Raw genomic sequence first — 19,247 nt, 5'->3', positions numbered from 1 at the left:
ATGGTCCATTGCGTCATGTTTCGGTCGCACGTGCGATCGGGTGCGGCGAGCCGTACGGTCGTGCCATGACCAGCCCGTCGCCCGCCCCTTCCCTTCCCGAGCACGAGCGCGCCCTCGGGGCGTCGCTCTCCGCGGATGCGTTCAAGGCGCTGTTCCGCGGACACCCCGGCGGTGTCGCGGTCATCACCGCCGAGGGGCCGGACGGCCCTGTCGCGCTGACCGCGACGTCCGTGTCGTCCGTGAGCGTCGAGCCGCCGCTGCTCATCTTCTCCGTCTCCGCGCTCTCCTCCGCGACGCCGGCGATCCTCGCATCGGAGACGGTCGTCGTGCACCTGCTGGATGCCGACGACCTGCCGATCGCGCAGCTGGCCTCCACGAGCGGCGTCGACCGTTTCGCCGACCGTACGGCCTGGTCCCGGCTCGTCACCGGCGAGCCGGTGTACCACGGGGTGCGAGCCTGGGTGCGCTGCGCGATCGTGGAGCGGATGAACGCGGGCGGCTCGACCGTCATCGCCGCGCACGCGCTGCAGTCCGACATCGCGCGCGACGTCGAGCCGGGCGAGCACGGAAACGCGCTGGTGTACCACAACCGCACCTGGCACCGCCTCGGCGAGCACTCGCGCGCCGACGGCTGACCCGCGTCGCATCAGGACATCTCGCCGTCTCAGGACGATCTGTCCTGCGCGGCGCCTGCTGTGGCGAGACGTCCTGATCAGGGAGCAGGGCGAACGGATGCCGCCGACCTGGGAGACTGGAACGCGTGCCGACCGCGAACACCCCGTCCCCGTCCGACCGCTACGTCGTCGCCACCGACGGCGCCTGCAAGGGCAATCCGGGCCCGGCCGGCTGGGCGTGGGTGGGCGAGGACGGTCACTGGGCCGCGGGCTCGCTCCCGCAGGGCACCAACAACATCGGTGAGCTGCTGGGCCTGCTCCACGCGATCACCGATCATGCGGACGTGCCCGAGCTCATCGTCCAGGCCGACTCGAAGTACGCGATCGACACCTACTCGTCGTGGATGGACGGTCACCGTCGCCGCGGCTGGGTGACGAGCGCGAAGAAGCCGGTCGCGAACCGCGACATCCTCGAGCAGCTGATCGCCGCCCGTGATGCGCGCCGCGCCGCGGGGCTGCCGGACGTCGTCCTCGAGCACGTGCGAGGACACGCCGGGCATCGCCTCAACAGCTGGGCGGACGAGCGCGCCGTCCGCGCGTCGCAGCACGCGGCCAAGGGGGAGCGGATGGTGTGGACGTCGTTGCGCGGTCTCGAGCCGCTCGATGTCTCGGTCGATCCGCCGCGCGGCGCGGGCGACCGCGTGCGGGGCTGAGGCGCGTCACTCCGCGTCGTCCTCCTCGCGCAGCCGGGGCTCGGTGCGGAACTGCGGGCGCACCCCGGCCTTGTCTGCGTAGAAGGCGCGGATGCGGTCCATGTCCGCTCCGACGTCCCCGCCGAGGGTGATGGTCGGGCCGAGCCCGGCCGTCATCGTGGTGCGGTCGACGTAGCCGAGGGTCACCGGCATCCCGGTCTGCGCCGCGATGCGCGCGAACCCGGACTTCCAGTACGGCGCCCGCCCGCGTGTGCCCTCCGGCGTCACCACGAGGCCGAAGACCTCGCCGGCGTGCACGCGAGCGACGACCTCCGCCACCACGCGTCCGGGGTCCTCCCTGTCGACGGGGATCCCGCCCAGAGCCCGCATGATGGGAGCGCGCCAGCCGCGGAACAGGCTCTTCTTGCCGAGCCACCGCACCGGGATGCCTAGTCGCCACGCGATCGCGAGCATGATCACGAAGTCCCAGTTGGAGGTGTGCGGCGCGCCGATGAGCACGGTCGGGCGGTCGGGCGCGGGCTCGGTGACCAGCCGCCAGCGGCTCAGTCGCCAGTAGAGGCGTGCGATCGATCGACGAATCATCCCGTCACGCTAGCGGCTGGGGCCGTGAGCGCCCCGTGTCCGCAGCGCCGCCTAGACTCTCGGGCGTGAGCGTGACCCTGGACAGTCGGCTGGACGGCGTCGTGGGCGGCAAGACGGCGGGCGCCCTCAAGCGTGCGTTCGGGATGCGGACGGTCGCCGACGTGCTGTCGCACTACCCGCGTCGCTACGCGCGGCGCGGCGAGCTCACCCCGATCGACTCGCTCGTGGTCGGCGAGCAGGTCACGATCGTCGCCAAGGTCAAGCACGTGCGCGAACGGAAGATGCGCAGCCGCGGGGGCTCGATCCTCGAGGTCGTCATCACGGACGACCACGGCGACCTGCAGCTCACCTTCTTCAACCAGTCGTGGCGGGCCAAAGACCTCGTCCCCGGGCGTCGGGGCATCTTCTCCGGCAAGGTCGGCGAGTACCGCGGCGGTCTGCAGTTCGCGCACCCCGACTACGTCCTGTTCGGGTCCGGCGAGGCTCCCGAGCGCTCCCGCAGCCTCGGTGTCGAGCACCAGAGCTCCGCGTTCATCGACCTCGACGCGTCCGAGATCAGCGCGCAGTCCTACGCCGACAAGCCGATCCCGATCTATCCGGCGACCTCGACCGTCTCCAGCTGGGCGTTCGCCCGCGTCGTCTCGCACGTCCTCGATCTGCTCGACGATCTGCCCGAGCCGCTGCCGCGTGCGCTGCGGGAGAGTCAGGTGCTCCTGCCGTATCGTCGGGCGATCGACCGCATCCACCGGCCGAACTCCGAGTCCGACATCACGAGCGCGACGCAGACGCTGCGCTGGCACGAGGCCCTCGTGCTGCAGACGGCGCTGCTGCAGCAGCGCCAGCAGGTCCGCGCGCTGGCCGCGACGGCACGTCCGGCCGGCAGCCTGCTCGCGCGGTTCGACGAGGCGCTGCCGTTCGCGCTCACGCCCGACCAGCGCGTCGTGGGCGACAGCATCGCCGCAGACCTCGTCGGGACGTGGCCCATGAACCGGCTCGTGCAGGGCGAGGTCGGCTCGGGCAAGACGCTCGTCGCGCTGCGTGCGATGCTGCAGGTCGCGCAGAGCGGCGGGCAGAGCGCGCTGATCGCGCCGACCGAGGTGCTGGCCGGTCAGCACCTGCGCTCCATCACGCGGATGCTGGGTCCCCAGCTCGCGCCCGAGCTCATGCCGACGCTGCTCACGGGCCAGATGTCGGCGCCCGACCGGCGGCGGGCGGCGCTGCGCGTCGCCTCGGGACAGGCCTTGATCGTCGTCGGCACGCACGCGCTCCTGGGGGAGAAGACGACCTTCGCGGATCTGGGCCTCGTCGTCGTCGACGAGCAGCACCGGTTCGGGGTCGAGCAGCGCGAGGCGCTCCGCGAGAAGGGAACGAGCCCGCACGCGCTCGTGCTGACGGCGACCCCGATCCCGCGGACGGTGGCGATGACCGTGTTCGGCGACCTGGACGTGTCCGTCATCCGCACGATGCCCGCCGGTCGTGCCGGGATCGAGTCCCACGTGGTCCCGATGGCGGAGCGGCCCGAGCTCTTCGCCCGAGCCTTCGACCGCGCCGCCGAAGAGGTCGCCCGCGGGCGGCAGGTCTTCGTGGTCTGCTCCGCGATCGACGCCGAGCAGGGGGAACGGGAGGACGAGCCGGGCGCCGAGGTCGCACAGCCCGAGCACGTCGGCGCTCCGGCCGCGCCGCGCTGGGGCGTCGTGCAGGTGGCACGGCTGATCGCGAACCACCCGCGGCTGGGCTCGGCGCGCATCGAGGTGCTGCACGGCAAGATGCCGGCCGACGAGAAGGATCGCATCATGCGGTCCTTCGCCGCCGGTGAGATCGACGTGCTCGTGGCCACGACCGTGATCGAGGTCGGCGTGGACGTGCCCAACGCATCCACCATGATCGTGCTGGACGCCGACCGGTTCGGGGTCTCTCAGCTGCACCAGCTCCGGGGCCGGGTCGGGCGGGGCGGCGTCCCGGGCCTCTGCCTGCTCGTCACGGAGGCGCCGCCGGGCAGCTCCGCCCGCGCCCGGGTCGACGCCGTCGCCGCCACCCTCGACGGCTTCGCGCTGGCCGAGGTCGACCTCGAGCTGCGGGGCGAGGGAGATGTGCTGGGAGCCGCGCAGTCCGGCGCCCGTTCGTCGCTGCGTCTCCTGCGCGTGGTGACCGACGCGGATCTGATCGGCTGGGCGCGCCAGGTCGCCGAGGAGATCATCGCCGAGGACCCGACGCTCGCGGGCCACCCGGGGCTGGCCGCCGCGATCGAACGGCGTCTGGACGGGGAGACCCGTGCCGCGCTCGCGAAGAACTGACCCGGGGTGCGCCGCTAGGCTGAACGCGTGAGCAATCGGATCGCCGTCGTCCCCGGCTCCTTCGACCCGCCGACCCTCGGACACCTCGACGTCATCGGGCGTGCGGCTCGGCTGTACGACGAGGTCCACGTCGTCGTGGTCCACAACCCGGGCAAAGAGGCGATGCTCCCCATCGCGCAGCGGCTCGCGCTGCTCGAGCAGTCGATCGCGGAGAGCGGCCTGGACGGCGGGAACGTCACGGTCGCCTCGTGGAGCGTCGGGCTGCTGGTCGACTACGCGTCCGACGTCGGCGCGGGGGTGCTCGTGAAGGGCATCCGTTCGCAGGTCGATGTCGCGTACGAGACGCCGATGGCGATCGTCAACCGGAACCTGGCCGGCATCGAGACCGTGTTCCTCCTGCCCGATCCCTCGCACGCGCTGGTCTCGAGCTCGCTCGTGCGCCAGGTCGCCGCCCTCGGCGGCGACGTGTCGCCGTACGTGCCGGGGCCGGTGGCCCGATTCCTCGACACCGGCGACGCCGCGCGCTGACGCGGCTAGACTCCCTGGGTGAGAAACCGCCGTCCAGGACCCTTCAGCGTCAACGTCCGCGACATCGAACGCCGCCCGGGCGAGATGCGCGAGGTGTCGTTCGAGGTCGCGCTCGCAGAGAAGTGGGGCGAGGGACTCGTCGCGGTCGAGGCCGGTGATCCGGTCGAGGTCGATGTGCGGCTCGAGTCCGTCCACGAGGGAATCCTCGCGTCCGGTGAGGTGCATGCGGACTACACCGGGATCTGCGGTCGGTGCCTCACCGACATCCGTCAGCCGGTCGAAGTCGAGTTCCAGGAGCTTTTCGCGTATCCTGGGGAGGAAGCGAACGACTTCGAGGTTCAAGACGACCACGTGGATCTTGAAACTCTGGTCAGGGACGCGACTGTCCTCTCGCTTCCGTTCCAGCCGGTTTGCCGGCCCGACTGCCCGGGGCTCGATCCCGCCACGGGCGAGCGTCTGGCCGACAGCCCCGGAGCGACACCGTCGGAAGCCCTCGATCCACGCTGGGCTGCGCTGGCGGAGTTCGCCTCGGAGCCGGCCGAAGAGCCGGGACAGCCCGGGCAGAACTCGCAGACCTCGTAGGAAAGAGAAGACCATGGCAGGTAACCCCCCGAAGCGCAAGGTTTCGCGCTCCAACACCCGCTCGCGCCGCGCGCAGTGGAAGGCCGAAGTCCCCACGCTCGTCAAGACCGTCGAGAACGGCAAGGTCGTCTACAGCCGTCCGCACCAGGCGAAGGTCGTGACCGACTCGCAGGGCACCGAGCTGTTCCTGGAGTACAAGGGCCGCAAGGTCGCCGACGTCTGATCCGCGTCCCATGACGGACGTGGCGGACGCTTCCGCACTCACGCAGAAGCTCGGGGTCGACATCGACCCCGAGCTTCTGTCGCTCGCGCTCACACACCGTTCCTACGCGTATGAGCACGGTCAGGGACCGCACAACGAGCGCCTCGAGTTCCTCGGTGACTCGGTGCTGGGCCAGGCTGTCACCGTGCACCTGTTCCTGCAGCATCCCGAGCTCGAGGAAGGGCAGTTGGCCAAGCGCCGCGCCGGCGTCGTGTCGACCGTGGCGCTGGCCGAGGTGGCGCGCGGACTCGGGCTCGGCTCCTTCGTACGGCTCGGACGTGGCGAGCAGCTGACGGGCGGAGACGACAAGGACTCGATCCTCGCCGACACTATGGAGGCCCTCATCGGGGCGACCTTCCTCTCGGCCGGACAGGAGGCGGCGACCGCCCTCGTCCTGCGGCTCGTCGAGCCGCTGCTCGACGACCCGGACCGCTACGGCGCGGCGATCGACCCCAAGACGAGTCTCCAGGAGCTGGCGGCGTCGCTCGGCGCGCAGCCGCCGACCTACCGCCTGACCGCCGACGGACCCGATCACGCACGGACTTTCCGGGCCACGGTCACGGTCGGCGGCATCCAGACCGTCGGCGACGGCACGAGCAAGAAGCAGGCCGAGATGGCCGCCGCGCTCGACGCGTGGCACCGCCTCAGCGGCCGTGCCTGAGCTGCCCGAGGTCGAGGTCGTCCGGCACGGCCTCGAACCCGCCGTCACGGGCGCCCACGTCCTGGGCGTCGAGGTGCGCGACGCACGTGCGCTGACTCGCCATCCGGCGGGCGCCGCCGACTTCGAGGAGCGGCTCACGGGCCGGACGATCCGCGCCGCCGCCCGCCGCGGCAAGTTCCTGTGGCTTCCGCTCGACGGCGAGCCGGACGCGGTCGTCGGGCACCTCGGGATGAGCGGGCAGCTCCTGCTTCGCGAGCCCGGCGCGCCCGCTGAACGCCACGAGCGTGTGCGGATCGTCATCGCGCACCCGATTCACGGTGAGCTCGCGGTCGTGTTCGCCGATCAGCGGACCTTCGGGTCGCTCGCGATCGATCCCCTCGTGCCGACCGTGGACGGCGCAGCGGGCGGCCTCGGTGCCCCCGAGCCGCTCGTGCCGGGCCAGGTGGCCCACATCGCCCGCGACCCGCTCGATCCGGCCTTCGACGACGCGGTCTTCCGTGCCGCACTGTCCCGCAAGCACGTCCAGATCAAGCGCGTCCTCCTGGACCAGACGGTCGTCAGCGGAATCGGCAACATCTATGCCGACGAGGCACTGTGTGGCCTCCCGCATCCATCCCGAGACCCTGGCGAACGCGCTGCCGACGCGTACCGTGAACCGGCTGCTCGCCGAGGTGCGCGCGGTCCTGCACAAGGCGCTGGCGGAAGGCGGCACGAGCTTCGACGCCCAGTACGTCAATGTCAACGGCCAGGCCGGGTACTTCGCGCACTCCCTGAATGCTTATGGTCGTACCGGGAAGCCATGCGCCCGCTGCGGCACGCCGCTCGTGCGGGTGTCGTTCACGAACAGGTCATCGCACTTCTGCCCGCGCTGCCAGCGGGTCGGCGCGACCGCAGGGTGACAGTGGTGATGCGCGCCACGGGCATTCTTCATCGACCTCGGCGGACGATCGGCCTTCCCGACGTCTCACGCTGTGGGCGCAGAGGTTCTCAGCGAGCCCGATCCGCAGCTCCACAAGTTCCTTGTGCTCGTCGGCGTTGCCGGCCTTACGGCTGAAGTCGGCCGCGCCGCGTTCGTTTGGTTCAGCAGACGCGACTCACTGATTCCTAAGTCATGTGCGCTCTGGCTGACGGGATCGCCATGACCAACCTGATCGATGGCTCGAGGCCGGAGCTCGGGCGGGTGTGGTTCATTCACCCCGGCGGAGCATAGGAACGACCCTCCCGATCAGAGGGGCATTTCCACATCTCGAGCCTGCACGGCAGAAGCCCCCGCAGAGGGGAGCGGCATAGCGGTTAAGTTCTGCATCGGCCCTGAGGCTGGTGCTACCCTCCCCAGGATGTTGGCTGTGTGGTCCGCGATGAGGGGGGCTATGGGGCAGATCGAAGTAGACAGCGACGCATACGACCGCGTGCGGCAAGCGCTGACACAGGCGGCGCAGTCGCTGAGTTCCGCTGGCGGCAAGCTCGGTTCGGCCGTCCCCGGGATGGCGTTCGGCCCCATCGCGGCGTTCATCCCACCGGGGTTCAACGCGCTCGGTGGCCTGATGGAGGGCGCATCGTCCTTCGTGGGCGATCGTGCGCAGCGCACCGCAGATGGAGTTCAGTCCGCCGTGGCGGAGTTCGAGCGCGTCGATGACGCCGCGCAGGCGGACTTCCAAAAGCTCGGCGGTGACATCTGATGTCCGCGATCGCCGTCCTGCCTGAGGCGGATTCCGCCGCGGCATCCCTCGCGTCGTCGGACTGGCTGAGCGGTCTTCCCGCTCCCGGTGCCGGCGGCGACGGGTGCGGGAACGGCCTCGCCGGCTTCGCCTCGGTGATCGCCCAGTTCGTTCAGCCGCTGGAGGAGCTGCTGGAGCGGGTCACCGGTGACCCCGCGGGACTGTACCACGCGTCCCACACGTGGGAGGTCTACGCGGGCGACGTACAAGCCGTCTCGCAGATCTTCACGAACACGCTCGCTCAAATCCAGGGACACGTCCAGGGGATCACGGCTGCGGTCGTCGAAGGCTCGCTCCGGATCCTCGCGGCGGCCACGCACTCCATCGCGGACTGGTCGAAGGTCGTCAGTCAGGCCCTTCAACTGTGCGTGCGAGCCGTGAGGTCATGCGATCTCTCGTGTGCAGCGGGTTTGAGTTGTTGTCGTCCGCGGCCGGTGTGATCGGTGACGTTCTGTTCGGAAGCTGGCCGTGGGAGATCGACGAGAAGACCCGTGCCATCCGTGACTTTGCGAACAACTGCGCCCAGGTGATCGACGACGTTGTCGAGAACATCGACCGGGTCCTTCAGGCCCTGCGTGAGCTCGTGCGACTGCTGGCGGACCTGTATCGAGCGATCGTCCCCTTCCACCAGGACCTCGAGAACCTGATCGGACAGTTGTTGGCGGACCACCCGCCGGGGGACATTCCGGGCCTCGGAGGCGTGCCCGGCCTCGTGCCAGGGGGCGGGGCGATGGGGGACACCTACAACCCCGGGCCGGTGCCGTACCCCGGTTCTGACCAGCGCTTCAAAGACCCGCACCCGCTGGGGTACCAGCACGAGTACGATCTCGGCACGACCGACACGACCACCGAGCAACTGAACGAGATGCTACGACAGCAGTTCGGTCATGTCTTCCTGCCTTCGCGAGTGGGAGACAACGAGCAACTCAACATGCAGCTGCCCGCTGTGGGCGACACGATAAAGACATCGTTGTTCGGGATGGGCATCCCCGGCGTGACGGCCGGCAACATCGAGGTGCAGCAGATCACCGACGACGGGTTCGTGATCGCCGCGCGGCGTGGACACCCCGAGTACCGGGCGAGGTCGCATTCCGCCTCCGCAACGTCGACGGTCGCGCCGTATTCGAAGTGACCGGCGCCTACGATGAGACGATCCTGGACGGCCTGGGGTTTGACGGAAACACCAACGGGGCTTACGCGGGCATCTCTGATGTCAGCATCTGGGCAGACATGCAGTACCGACTTGAGGACATGATCAACTATGGCCCGTCTTAGTCGATGGATCGCGGTGGCGCTCCTCGTCAGCGGAATTGCCTCTCTGACGGCGTGCGGCCAGGCCCGCCGCGACACCATCCCCCACGACGCGACCTCGGGCGGTCAGACCCTCAGCGAGATGCGCGCAGCCGTATCGGACATCCCAGGTCTTTCCATCGACGTCGGAGGCGGTGAACCGCCCAACGTGAAGGGCAACACGGGTTACGACATCGCTGTCACCGTCTCGCCCGGGTACCGGATCACGGATGGCCCGGCCCTGATCACCTTCCTGACCGAGTCGGCGTGGTCGGTGCGAGAGGGGTATATGCCCAATGCGCAGATCTCGATCACCGTGAAGGACGACCCCGGGTCGGGGTTCGACGCCGCTGCGGCGGCTGGCGAGGCGGGATGGATCGAGCCACGCGAGCCCGTGCCGGGGTCAAACGGGTTCACCGTCGCCAACGTCAACGTCCGCGACGGCACTCCAGCGCGACAGCGACTCGGTGCCTGGCCCGGCGCCGTCCCTGCTGTTCCCGCCGACGTGACCGCCATGAAGTGACACGAGGCGTCGAGATGACTGATCACTTCATCGGCATGGATGCCGGGTTTTGAAGAGGACGTGATCGACTATGGCCCGTCTTAATCGATGGATCGCGGTGGCGGTCGTTGTCAGCGGCATCGCTTCGTTGTCGGCCTGCGCCCAGGCGCGTCGCGACGAGGTGCCTCACAACGCCCCCGCGGGGGGACAGACCCTGAGCGAGATGCAGGCCGCTGTGTCGGACATCCCCGGGATCTCTGTCGACGTCGCCGGGGGCGGCCCGCCCAACATCAAGGGCAACACCGGCTATGCCATAGCTGTCACCGTCGACTCGGGCTACCGGATCGTCGACGGCCCTACGTTGATCTCCTTCTTGATCGAGTCGGGCGTGGTCGGTGCGCGACGCCTACATGCCCAATGCGCAGATCTCGGTCACTGTGAAGGATGACCCCGGGTCGGGGTTCGATGCCGCGGCGGCGGCTGCCGATGCGGGATGGATCGAGCCACGCGAGCCCGTGCCGGACTCGCACGGGTTCACCGTCGCCAACGTCGACGTCCGGGATGGCTCTCCAGCGCGACAGCGACTCGGTGCCTGGCCCGGCGACGTTCCCGCTGTTCCCACCGATGTGACCGCTGCGAAGTGACATGAGGAGTCGAGATGACTGATCCCTTCATCGGCATGGATGCCGGTTTCGAAGACGCGCGACGCCAGCTCCAGGAGATCCGATCTCAGGCGCAGAACAACAAGCTCCGAGCGGACGCCTTGGCCGACGACGCGGACTCGATCACCGCGGAAGCGCGAAGCGCTCACGGCGAGGTGACCGTTCGTGCCGGCGTCGGCGGCCGTGTGCGGTTGATCTCCTTTGGCGTCGAAGCCGAGCGGCTCCCCTTGGACGCACTCGGACACCTCACCACTCAGACGGTCGCCGAAGCTCAGCACTCGGCAATGGTCCGTCTGGCAGACCGCGGTGCGGAACTGTTCGGAGCGGAATCGGATATCGCTCTGAGCCTGCGCCGTGACGCCGATCGGGGCTACCCTCGTTCGGGTACCTCGTTCTCGTGAGGAGGCTTCCATGTATCTCAAAGCGGACATCGAATCGATCGCCGCGTCGGCGCAGGTGCTTTCGAGCGCGGCCGACACCCTCGATGTCGACATGGACGCGTTGGCCGCCGCTTCCCGCACCATGCGAGCGCGGTGGATGGGCGACGCCCAGACCGCGTGGACTGGGCGGCACGCGCAGATCGATGGCACTCTGCGCGATAAGGCCACGACGCTCCGTCTGACGAGCCGCCGCGTATCGCAGTACGCCCAGGAACTGGCCCAGGCGGACGTCGACGGCGCTCGCGCGGTCCTCGGACTCTGAGGTCGTCACGAGGACGTTCGCGACGGAGCAGGGTGCGGGCATCACGTGCGGCTCGGGCCGTGCGGGTCACGCCTTCACGCGACGAGCGGACCGGTTCGCGAACAGCGCCACTCGCAGGGTCGCGGCGAGCTTCTTCCCTCGTCCGGCTCTTCTCACCCTTCCGAAGGAGGACGGGTCCGTGGCGTTCGCGAGATGCCTGAGTAGCCTGCGGAAGCTCTCGACCTGTCGCGAGAGCAGATCGAGATCCACGCCCGCTGCGGACGTCTCGGCGAGGAGAAACGCCGGGCCCGTGATGAGAGCGACGGCCGGGATGCCCCGTTCGTACAGCGGCTCGCCTTCGCCGAGATGTATCAGAGCACCCGGGCGGACCGGGCGAACCGGGCCTGCGCCGTTCCAGACCGACCGCGTCAGCCCGTCGAGTTCGCGCGTCGTGGCATAGATCAGCTCGGGCTCCGCGGGATTCTCTGCACCGGTGGTCACCGCGTCGTCGCGTCGACGTCTGGCGCCGAGGTGCTCGATCGCAAGACCGGCGACCGCCGTCAAGCCCGAAGACGCGGGCGACCAGAGGTCGGGGTGCGCGTCGAGCCACGCCGAGGTCGCCTGCCCGTGCGTCGAGACCGCGGGGATGCGCAGATGGCCGGCGACGACGACGAACACGATCGTCCGGTCGTGCGGGGTCGAGACGGCATCCCGGGCGAGCGCGAGCAGGCCGATGTGACCGTTCTCTTCCACGGCGTTACCGCCGTCGCTGTGTGTCACGACGATCACGCTCTCGTGCGCGTGCGGCCCGCTCCCCGGCGCGACGGCCCACACGGTGTCCATCGTCGCGTTCGGATGGCGGGTGGCATCCAGGGTCAGGGTCGCGCGTTCGCCACGTCGCGCCGCCGCGACGAGCTCATCGCCTTGCGAGGCAGGCACCCACACCGCGGGGATGTCTTGATAGGGGCGCGTGAACGGCAGGTACTGGCCGCGGGCCTCATCGTCGGGCAGATCACGCCAGATCGCCACGACTCCGAGGACTCCGGCCGCGCGGGCGCCCGACAGGTCTGTTCCGGCGAGCTCGCTCGAGATGGCGGGATTCGCGGTCCGGTCGAACGGGAGCGGTCCGCCCCATGAGTCCAGCAGGAGCGACGCCGGTGCATCGACGTTGTACACCTCTATGACCGCGATGCGTCCTCTTGCGCGCTTCCACCTCCGCCGACGGCCCGTCAACAGAATGAGCGGGGCGGACACCCCGGCCGGACCGGTCTCTCCCGAGTACGGCCATGATGACGACACCTCGACGCGGCGTCCTCCCACAGTGAGGGCGGTGCTCGAGAGCGGGGCATCCCATCGTTCGAACTCGTGGGTGTCCCGTTCCACCGCATAGCCGAGAGCGGTGAGGTCCGACGCGATATCGTCGACGAGGGCATGGTGCGCGTCGCTGCCAGGACGGCGTGGACCCAACTCGTTCAGACGGTCGATCTGCCGAGCGTACGAACGCTCGTCGTCTCCGAACGCTCGGTCGTCGGGCCGGTCTTCATATGACATACGTCCCCCTCTTCTGGCGGTCGTCGGTCGGCCTGACGCGTCATCGTCGATCGCCGACTTCTCCGTGTTATCACAAGGAAGCCGCCGACGGCGCAGTGAGCTCGAACGTGTGGAGGAGCCGCGGGAACCTCGGGCGTGCCTTCCCGGACGCCTGAGGGCGTTCGGGAAGGCACGTGCGCGCGGATCAGCGGATGCGGGTGATCTGCCACCACGCGGCGTGGGCGGCCTGGTGCTCGTAGTGCTCGCGCAGGCGCCGCAGCTCCGCGACGGCTGCGGCATCCATCGTGCGCCGCCGCCGGCGACGTCCCCACATCAGCAGGGCGAGGCCCAGCCGCATGGCGAGGCGGTCGAGGAGGGGTACCCGCGGGGGAGGGGAAGGGCTGCGGCCGGTCGTGGAAGGCCGGTCGGTGAGGGTGTTCATGGTGTTCTCCGATGCGAGGGGGTGGGGTCATGGGTCTGGTGTGAGGTCCGTCGTGCGGGGATCGTGGACGACACCCCGGCGACGGATGCGCCGGGTCGGCGTGTCGGCGACGATCTCCGCAGGAGCGGAGGGGCGGGCGCGGTCATAGCGACAGCGGACGGAGCGGGCCGGTGCGTGGTCGCACGGGAACAGCGCTCAGAAGCGGGGCGGCGGGCTCGGCACGGCCGAGCATCCGCCTCGTCGGCGGGTCGGCGTGGAGTCGCTACCCGCGGATTCGTCGATCGCCGAGGAGGCGGTTGGCCGGATCAATGACGAATTCAGTCATCTTCTCGGCTCCTCTCGACTCGGTGACCGGTGTGCCCGGGATGGACAGGTTTGTGACGCTATCGGAGAACTCTCGGATTCGTCAACCTCCTGGCGTGTCGTCCGTCGCCCGCGCCGCGCCGCTGCCGGTTCGTGGCGGCGGCCTCGGGTAGCCTGATCGGCGTACCGTCGAGCGGCCCGGAGGACCTCTTATGCACCTGAAGAGCGTCACGCTCAAAGGGTTCAAGTCGTTCGCGCAGCCCACGACGTTCGCCTTCGAGCCCGGTGTCACCGCCATCGTCGGGCCGAACGGCTCGGGCAAGTCCAACGTCGTCGACGCGCTCGCCTGGGTCATGGGGGAGCAGGGTGCCAAGACGCTCCGCGGCGGCAAGATGGAGGATGTCATCTTCGCCGGGACATCCACGCGCGGACCGCTCGGGCGTGCCGAGGTGCAGCTGACGATCGACAACTCCGACGGTGCGCTGCCGATCGAGTACGCCGAGGTCACGATCAGCCGGACCCTCTTCCGCAACGGATCCAGCGAGTACGCGATCAACGGGGAGTCCTGCCGCCTGCTCGACCTGCAGGAGCTGCTCAGCGACTCCGGCCTCGGCCGCGAGATGCACGTGATCGTGGGGCAGGGGCGGCTCGACACCGTGCTGCAGGCGAGCCCGGAGGACCGGCGCGGGTTCATCGAGGAGGCCGCCGGCATCCTCAAGCACCGCCGCCGCAAGGAGAAGACGCTCCGAAAGCTCGAGGCGATGGAGGCCAACCTCACGCGCCTCAGCGACCTGGCCGGCGAGATCCGCCGCCAGCTCAAGCCGCTCGGGCGTCAGGCCGAGGTCGCGCGGGAGGCCGCCACGATCGCCGCCGAGGTGCGCGACGCGAAGGCGCGGCTGTACGCCGACGAGCTCGTCGGCCTGCGCCGTGACCTCGCCGACCAGGCGCGGAACGAACAGGAGCGCCACGCCGAGCAGCTCGTGCTTCAGGATCAGCTCGACCAGGTCAGGGCCTCGCTCGCGCGGTTGGAGGCAGAGCAGCGCTCCGAAGCCGTCGACGACGCGCGGCGGACGGCGTTCGGCCTCGAGCAGGTGCAGGAACGGCTGCGGGGGCTCTTCACGCTCGCGCAGCAGCGGCTCGCGCTCCTCTCGGCCGACGAGGACGCCCTCATCCCGACACCGACCGTGTCGCAGTCCGACATCGACGCCGTGCGCGCGGAGCTCGACGAGATCTCGGTGGGCGAGGCTCAGGATGCCGCCGCCGCCGCAGGGCGTGAGGTCGCCCGCGCGCGGGCCGAGCTCGACGCGCTCGACAGCGACATCGCCGAGCAGAGCGCTCTCGTCTCCGAGCACGACATGCGCATCACGGCGCTGCGGGGGACCGCGGCTGCCGCGACGTCCGCGCTCGAGGCGATCGTCGCGGGCGTGGAACGGCAGCAGCGGGCGCTCGACGCCGCCCTGGCGCGTCGCGCCGACGCCGAGGAGGCGCTCGCCGGTGTGGACCCCGACCTCACCCCGGAGGAGTCCTCCGCGGAGCATGCCGCCGCCTATGAGCGGGCGCAGCGCCGTGCCGCCGACGCGGAGACGGATGTCGCCGGCATCCGCGAACGGCTCCACGCGGCCGAACGCGAGATCGACGCCCTCGCCGCCCAGGTCGCGACGCTCGGGCGAGCCCTCGACGTGCGAGGCGGGGCCGCCGAGATCGTCGCCGCCGGCGGAGACGGGGTCCGCGGGCTCGTCGGCGACGCCGTGCAGGTGCGGCCCGGTTTCGAGGCCGCCGTCGCGGCGGCGCTGGGCGGCATCGCGGAGGGCGTTCTCGTGGACACGGCCCTCGACGCGCGTCGGACCGCCGACCGCGTCCGCGACGACGAGCTCGGCGTGGTCGAGATCGCGATCGCGGACGTCGAGGCGGAACCGGCGCCGGAGGCGCCCGAGGGCACCGTGCGGGCCGTGGACGTGGTCACCGCGCCCGAGGGCGTCCGCGGTCTCCTCGCCCGCGTCGTGATCGCCGACGACCTCGACGCTGCTCAGCGTGAGGCCGCCGCATCCGCGGACCTCAGGGTCGTCAGCCGGTCCGGTGAGATCGTCACCCGGTACACCCTCCGTGCCGGCAGCGGGGCCGGCAGGTCGCGACTCGAGCTCGCGGCGGAACGCGATGCCGCCGCCGAACGCCTCGAGGAGCTGACGATCGTCGCCGAATCACTGCGGGAGGCGCTCGGCGAGCGATCGCGCGAGCTCACCGAGGCGCGGGCCGCGACAGCGCACGCGCTCCAGGCCCTGCGCGAGCACGACGCGGCGCTCGCCGCGCACGCCGAGCAGGTCAACCGCGCGACCGTGCGCCACGAGGCCGCCGTCGCCGAGTGCGAGCGTCTGACGCAGGCGCTCGCACAGGCGCAGGCCGCCGTCGCCGAGGCCGAGGACTCCGCCCGTGTCGCCGAGGAACGCCTCGCGAACGCGTTGGAGGCACCGCGTCCGATCCTCGACGCGTCCGCCCGCGAAGGCATGCTCGCCGCGCTCGACCAGGCGCGCGAGGCCGAGATGCGGGCGCGGCTCGACGTCGAGACGCTCCGGGAACGCATCCGTGCCGGAGAAGCGCGCATCGTGGCGCTGGAGAAGCAGCGCGAACGCGAGCGCGTGGCGGCCGCGGAGGCGGCGCGACGTGCCGTGATCCGGCGTCGACAGCGCGAGATCGCGGCGGAGGTCGCGGACCAGCTGCCCGCCCTGCTCGACTCGGTCGATCGCTCGGTCAGCCAGGCGCGCGTGGAGCTCGCCGCCGCGGAGTCGGCGCGCACGGCCGTCACGGCGCAGGTCGCCGAGCAGCGGCGCGTCGAGAGCACGGTCCGCGAGCGGCTGACGGCCCTGACCGAGAGCGTCCACGGCCTGCAGCTGCGCTCGCACGAGAAGCGGCTGCACGTGACGAGCCTGCTCGAACGAGTCCAGAGCGAGCTCGCACTGGACGAGGAGATCCTCGTCGCGGAGTACGGGCCGGACCAGCCGGTGCCGGTCGCCGACGGCGCCGAGGAGCCCTTCGACCGGGCGCGTCAACGCGCGCGGCTGCAGGCGGCGGAGCGCAAGCTCGCGCAGCTCGGACGGGTCAACCCGCTGGCGCTCGAGGAGTTCGCCGCGCTCGAGCAGCGTCACGCCTTCCTCACCGAGCAGCTCGCCGATCTGACCCAGACGCGCAAGGACCTGATGACGATCATCGAGGAGCTCGACGAGCGGATGCAGACGATCTTCCTCGCCGCGTTCGAGGACACGCGGGAAGCCTTCACCGAGGTCTTCCCGATGCTGTTCCCCGGCGGGACCGGATCGATCGCGCTGACGGATCCGGAGAATCCGCTGACGACCGGGATCGAGGTCTCGGTGCGTCCGGTCGGCAAGAAGGTCGAGCGTCTGTCGCTGCTCTCGGGCGGTGAGCGCTCGCTCGCGGCGGTCGCGCTGCTGGTGTCGATCTTCACCGCGCGGCCGAGCCCCTTCTACATCCTCGACGAGGTCGAGGCCGCGCTCGACGACGCGAACCTCGGACGTCTGCTCAGCGTCTTCGAGAAGCTGCGTGCGGCGAGCCAGCTCATCGTCATCACCCATCAGAAGCGCACGATGGAGATCGCCGATGCGCTGTACGGCGTCTCGATGCGGCAGGACGGGGTCTCGGCCGTCGTGGGCCAGCGTGTGCGCGAGCCGGCCACGTCCTGACCCTGTGGACAGCGGACGCAGATGCGCACGGCGGGAGCTAGCGTGAGTCGATGCGCTCCCTGCCGAGATCCCTGACCGCCCTCCTTGCCCTGCCGCTCGCGGCGACGCTGCTCAGCGGATGCGGCGTGATCGACGCGGTGCTGGGCCAGAAGGCCCCCGCGCCCGCCGCGACCCCGTCGGCGCCCGCGACGTCGCCCGACCCCACGGACACCGGGCTCACGTTCGAAGCCGGTGCGACGCTCGACCCGGGCGAGAAGCCGCAGTGGGGCGATCCGTTCCTGGCCGACAAGCGCTTCACCGTCTCCACTCCCGACACCGGCACCGGCTCGTGGTCGTACCTCGACACGACCACGCAGTGCGTCATCGGCTACTGGCAGGGCACGCTGACCGGCCTCCCCGGGGCGGACACGGACGACCTGGCGCTGACGGATGCGCTGCTCGCCACGCAGTTCTCGGCCACCGTGGCAGACATCGAGCAATATGCCAACGAGCGCATATCTTTCGCCTCGCTGGATCGCGGCCCGGTCGAGGCGCGTTCGGTCGCGGGGTCGGACTCGAGCTCGGGGAAGACCTACATCGTCGCCGCGCGGGCGTTCGGCGCGCCCGATGCCGGGCTCGTGGCGAGTCTCGACTGCCCGGCCGGCGTCGACGTGTACCAGCAGTGGCAGGCTCTGGCCGCGAGTCCCGGCGCCTTCTCGCCCGTCATCGGACTTCCGCGCTGACGACGCCCCGTAGGCTGGGTCCATGGTTGAGAGATCGTGGTCGCTGGGGCGTGCCCTGCGCGGAATGTTCGTCAAGCCCGTCATCGACGAGACCACGTGGGACGACCTCGAGACGGCGTTGCTGACCGCCGACTTCGGGCCCGACATCACCGAGCGACTCCTCGACGAGCTCCACGAGAAGGTCGACCGCTATCGCACGACCGATCCGCGCGACCTGCAGCGGATGCTGAAGGAGACCCTCGAGGAGCACTTCGCGAAGTTCGACACGACCCTGCGGCTGACCGAGCGGCCCGCCGTCGTCCTGGTCGTCGGCGTCAACGGCGTGGGAAAGACCACGACGATCGGCAAGTTCGCCCACTTCCTGCGCCGCTACGACCGCTCGGTCGTTGTGGGTGCGGCCGACACCTTCCGCGCCGCCGCGGTCGATCAGCTCGCGACGTGGGCCGAGCGCGGCGGAGCATCGATCGTGCGCCCCCAGCACGAGGGTCAGGACCCCGCATCCGTCGCGTTCCAGACCGTCGAGCACGCCAAGAGCACGGGAACCGAGATCGTCCTCATCGACACGGCGGGTCGCCTGCACACCAAGGGCGGGCTCATGGACGAGCTCGGCAAGATCACGCGGGTCGTCCAGAAGCAGGCCCCCATCAGCGAGGTGCTGCTCGTGCTCGACGCCACGACGGGCCAGAACGGGGTCATGCAGGCACAGGCGTTCCTCGAACATGCGGGCGTCACGGGTCTCGTGCTCACCAAGCTCGACGGCTCGGCGAAGGGCGGGTTCGTGCTGGCCGTGCAGGAGCGCACCGGCATCCCGGTCAAGCTCCTCGGCCAGGGCGAGGGCATCGGCGACCTGACCGGTTTCACGCCGCACGTGTTCGTCGAGGCGCTCGTCTCCTGATCCGCGTGACGCGACGCGCCGCGACGGACTACCGGCGCGGCGCCGCGCCTGGTTTCATGGGTGGATGGCGATCGAGCACGACTTCTTCGGACTCCTGGAGTCCGGGCCCGACGGGTCGATCTTCTGGTCCGAGACCGTGGAGTTCGGAGACCAGTCGGTCACGGTCGATCTGACCGCGCCCGACCAGGACGACGTGTCGGAGGCGGCGCTCGACGTCGCCGCGGCGCTCGTGTCCTCGATCGAGCGCATCGACCTGCAGGCGCGCAACGCGATGGTGACCGAGCTGGACGACCGCACGAGCGAGGTGACCGAGTACATCCTGCAGCAGCAGGAGCACCTGGGCGAGGACCTCTCGGAGTTCCTGGTCGACATCTCGGGCGACGTGCACGTCGACGTCATCCGCTCGCTCCAGCTGATGAGCATGACGATCCTCGCCGACGAGCACGGCGGCACGGACCCGTTCGCCGTGCTGGAGTACGCCTTGGACGCGGACTCCACGGACGACGTCCTGCTCGTGAACCTCGACTCCGACGGCAACGTGCAGTCGGTCACGAGCGCCGACTGAGCGCTCGGC

At 70.2% G+C, this 19,247-nt stretch carries 22 protein-coding genes and 1 pseudogene; 20 read left to right on the top strand and 3 right to left on the bottom strand.

Going from position 1 to position 19,247, the window contains the following annotated elements:
• Nucleotides 1–65: 65 nt before the first annotated feature.
• Nucleotides 66–635, top strand: a complete 570-nt coding sequence (locus QE381_RS04910; protein ID WP_307215984.1) for a flavin reductase family protein — start codon at nt 66–68, stop codon at nt 633–635.
• A gap of 125 nt (nt 636–760) precedes the next feature.
• On the top strand, nt 761–1,327 hold the full coding sequence (locus tag QE381_RS04905; protein WP_307215983.1) for a ribonuclease H: 567 nt from the start codon (nt 761–763) through the stop codon (nt 1,325–1,327).
• A gap of 6 nt (nt 1,328–1,333) precedes the next feature.
• Here the strand turns inward: QE381_RS04905 and QE381_RS04900 are convergent, their stop codons facing one another.
• Entirely contained in the window at nt 1,334–1,909 is a 576-nt protein-coding gene (locus tag QE381_RS04900; RefSeq protein WP_307215981.1) for a 1-acyl-sn-glycerol-3-phosphate acyltransferase, read from the bottom strand.
• Between the two features lie 65 nt (nt 1,910–1,974).
• Here QE381_RS04900 and QE381_RS04895 point away from each other — a divergent pair, with 65 nt between their 5' ends.
• The 13 genes and pseudogenes from QE381_RS04895 to QE381_RS04835 all read left to right on the top strand — a co-directional run bounded on the left by QE381_RS04895 (nt 1,975) and on the right by QE381_RS04835 (nt 11,110).
• The gene (locus QE381_RS04895) at nt 1,975–4,203 is read left to right on the top strand and encodes an ATP-dependent DNA helicase RecG (protein ID WP_307215979.1); all 2,229 of its coding nucleotides are present in this window, start codon (nt 1,975–1,977) and stop codon (nt 4,201–4,203) included.
• A 27-nt stretch (nt 4,204–4,230) separates the two neighbouring features.
• Nucleotides 4,231–4,731 (top strand): pantetheine-phosphate adenylyltransferase, encoded by a 501-nt coding sequence (gene coaD, locus QE381_RS04890; protein WP_307215977.1) that lies wholly within the window; start codon nt 4,231–4,233, stop codon nt 4,729–4,731.
• 84 nt (nt 4,732–4,815) lie between these two features.
• The gene (locus tag QE381_RS04885; protein ID WP_307215975.1) at nt 4,816–5,313 is read left to right on the top strand and encodes a DUF177 domain-containing protein; all 498 of its coding nucleotides are present in this window, start codon (nt 4,816–4,818) and stop codon (nt 5,311–5,313) included.
• A 13-nt stretch (nt 5,314–5,326) separates the two neighbouring features.
• On the top strand, nt 5,327–5,536 hold the full coding sequence (gene rpmF, locus QE381_RS04880; RefSeq protein ID WP_307215974.1) for a 50S ribosomal protein L32: 210 nt from the start codon (nt 5,327–5,329) through the stop codon (nt 5,534–5,536).
• A 10-nt stretch (nt 5,537–5,546) separates the two neighbouring features.
• Nucleotides 5,547–6,236, top strand: a complete 690-nt coding sequence (gene rnc / locus QE381_RS04875; RefSeq protein ID WP_307215973.1) for a ribonuclease III — start codon at nt 5,547–5,549, stop codon at nt 6,234–6,236.
• A pseudogene (gene mutM, locus QE381_RS04870) lies at nt 6,229–7,135 on the top strand (bifunctional DNA-formamidopyrimidine glycosylase/DNA-(apurinic or apyrimidinic site) lyase). Before rnc ends, mutM begins: the two are co-directional and overlap by 8 nt.
• A 471-nt stretch (nt 7,136–7,606) precedes the next feature.
• Nucleotides 7,607–7,915, top strand: a complete 309-nt coding sequence (locus QE381_RS04865) for a hypothetical protein (RefSeq protein ID WP_307215972.1) — start codon at nt 7,607–7,609, stop codon at nt 7,913–7,915.
• Entirely contained in the window at nt 7,915–8,394 is a 480-nt protein-coding gene (locus QE381_RS04860; protein ID WP_307215971.1) for a hypothetical protein, read from the top strand. The genes QE381_RS04865 and QE381_RS04860 overlap by 1 nt, the downstream gene beginning before the upstream one ends.
• A complete protein-coding gene (locus QE381_RS04855) occupies nt 8,340–9,086 on the top strand; it encodes a hypothetical protein (protein ID WP_307215970.1) in 747 nt (248 codons plus the stop codon). The genes QE381_RS04860 and QE381_RS04855 overlap by 55 nt, the downstream gene beginning before the upstream one ends.
• 129 nt (nt 9,087–9,215) lie before the next feature.
• Nucleotides 9,216–9,767: a hypothetical protein gene (locus QE381_RS04850; RefSeq protein WP_307215968.1), complete on the top strand. Its 552-nt coding sequence runs from the start codon at nt 9,216–9,218 to the stop codon at nt 9,765–9,767.
• 70 nt (nt 9,768–9,837) lie between these two features.
• A complete protein-coding gene (locus QE381_RS04845; RefSeq protein WP_307215967.1) occupies nt 9,838–10,194 on the top strand; it encodes a hypothetical protein in 357 nt (118 codons plus the stop codon).
• A 210-nt stretch (nt 10,195–10,404) separates the two neighbouring features.
• Entirely contained in the window at nt 10,405–10,809 is a 405-nt protein-coding gene (locus QE381_RS04840) for a hypothetical protein (protein ID WP_307215966.1), read from the top strand.
• Nucleotides 10,810–10,819: 10 nt separating this feature from the next.
• Nucleotides 10,820–11,110, top strand: a complete 291-nt coding sequence (locus tag QE381_RS04835; protein WP_307215965.1) for a WXG100 family type VII secretion target — start codon at nt 10,820–10,822, stop codon at nt 11,108–11,110.
• A 66-nt stretch (nt 11,111–11,176) separates the two neighbouring features.
• Here the strand turns inward: QE381_RS04835 and QE381_RS04830 are convergent, their stop codons facing one another.
• Nucleotides 11,177–12,265 (bottom strand): hypothetical protein, encoded by a 1,089-nt coding sequence (locus QE381_RS04830; RefSeq protein ID WP_307215964.1) that lies wholly within the window; start codon nt 12,263–12,265, stop codon nt 11,177–11,179.
• A gap of 189 nt (nt 12,266–12,454) precedes the next feature.
• On the opposite strand from QE381_RS04830, the gene QE381_RS04825 reads away from it, so the two are divergent.
• Nucleotides 12,455–12,637, top strand: coding sequence for a hypothetical protein (locus QE381_RS04825; protein WP_307215963.1), 183 nt, complete (start codon nt 12,455–12,457; stop codon nt 12,635–12,637).
• A gap of 187 nt (nt 12,638–12,824) precedes the next feature.
• On the opposite strand, the gene QE381_RS04820 is transcribed toward QE381_RS04825, so the two are convergent.
• Nucleotides 12,825–13,061, bottom strand: a complete 237-nt coding sequence (locus tag QE381_RS04820) for a hypothetical protein (RefSeq protein ID WP_307215962.1) — start codon at nt 13,059–13,061, stop codon at nt 12,825–12,827.
• Between the two features lie 515 nt (nt 13,062–13,576).
• Between QE381_RS04820 and smc the strand changes: the two genes are divergently transcribed.
• The 4 genes from smc (at nt 13,577) to QE381_RS04800 (ending at nt 19,238) form a co-directional block, all read left to right on the top strand.
• Nucleotides 13,577–17,056, top strand: a complete 3,480-nt coding sequence (smc, locus tag QE381_RS04815; RefSeq protein WP_307215961.1) for a chromosome segregation protein SMC — start codon at nt 13,577–13,579, stop codon at nt 17,054–17,056.
• Between the two features lie 50 nt (nt 17,057–17,106).
• Nucleotides 17,107–17,778, top strand: a complete 672-nt coding sequence (locus QE381_RS04810; protein WP_307215960.1) for a hypothetical protein — start codon at nt 17,107–17,109, stop codon at nt 17,776–17,778.
• A gap of 22 nt (nt 17,779–17,800) precedes the next feature.
• On the top strand, nt 17,801–18,673 hold the full coding sequence (gene ftsY, locus QE381_RS04805; protein WP_307215958.1) for a signal recognition particle-docking protein FtsY: 873 nt from the start codon (nt 17,801–17,803) through the stop codon (nt 18,671–18,673).
• Nucleotides 18,674–18,737: 64 nt separating this feature from the next.
• Nucleotides 18,738–19,238: a DUF2004 domain-containing protein gene (locus QE381_RS04800; RefSeq protein ID WP_307215957.1), complete on the top strand. Its 501-nt coding sequence runs from the start codon at nt 18,738–18,740 to the stop codon at nt 19,236–19,238.
• The last annotated feature ends 9 nt before the right edge of the window (nt 19,239–19,247 follow it).

Source organism: Microbacterium sp. SORGH_AS_0888, assembly GCF_030818905.1.
GTDB lineage: Bacteria > Actinomycetota > Actinomycetes > Actinomycetales > Microbacteriaceae > Microbacterium.
The sequence above is the reverse complement of the archived record's forward strand: the minus strand, read 5'-3'. Positions and strand labels throughout refer to the sequence as shown.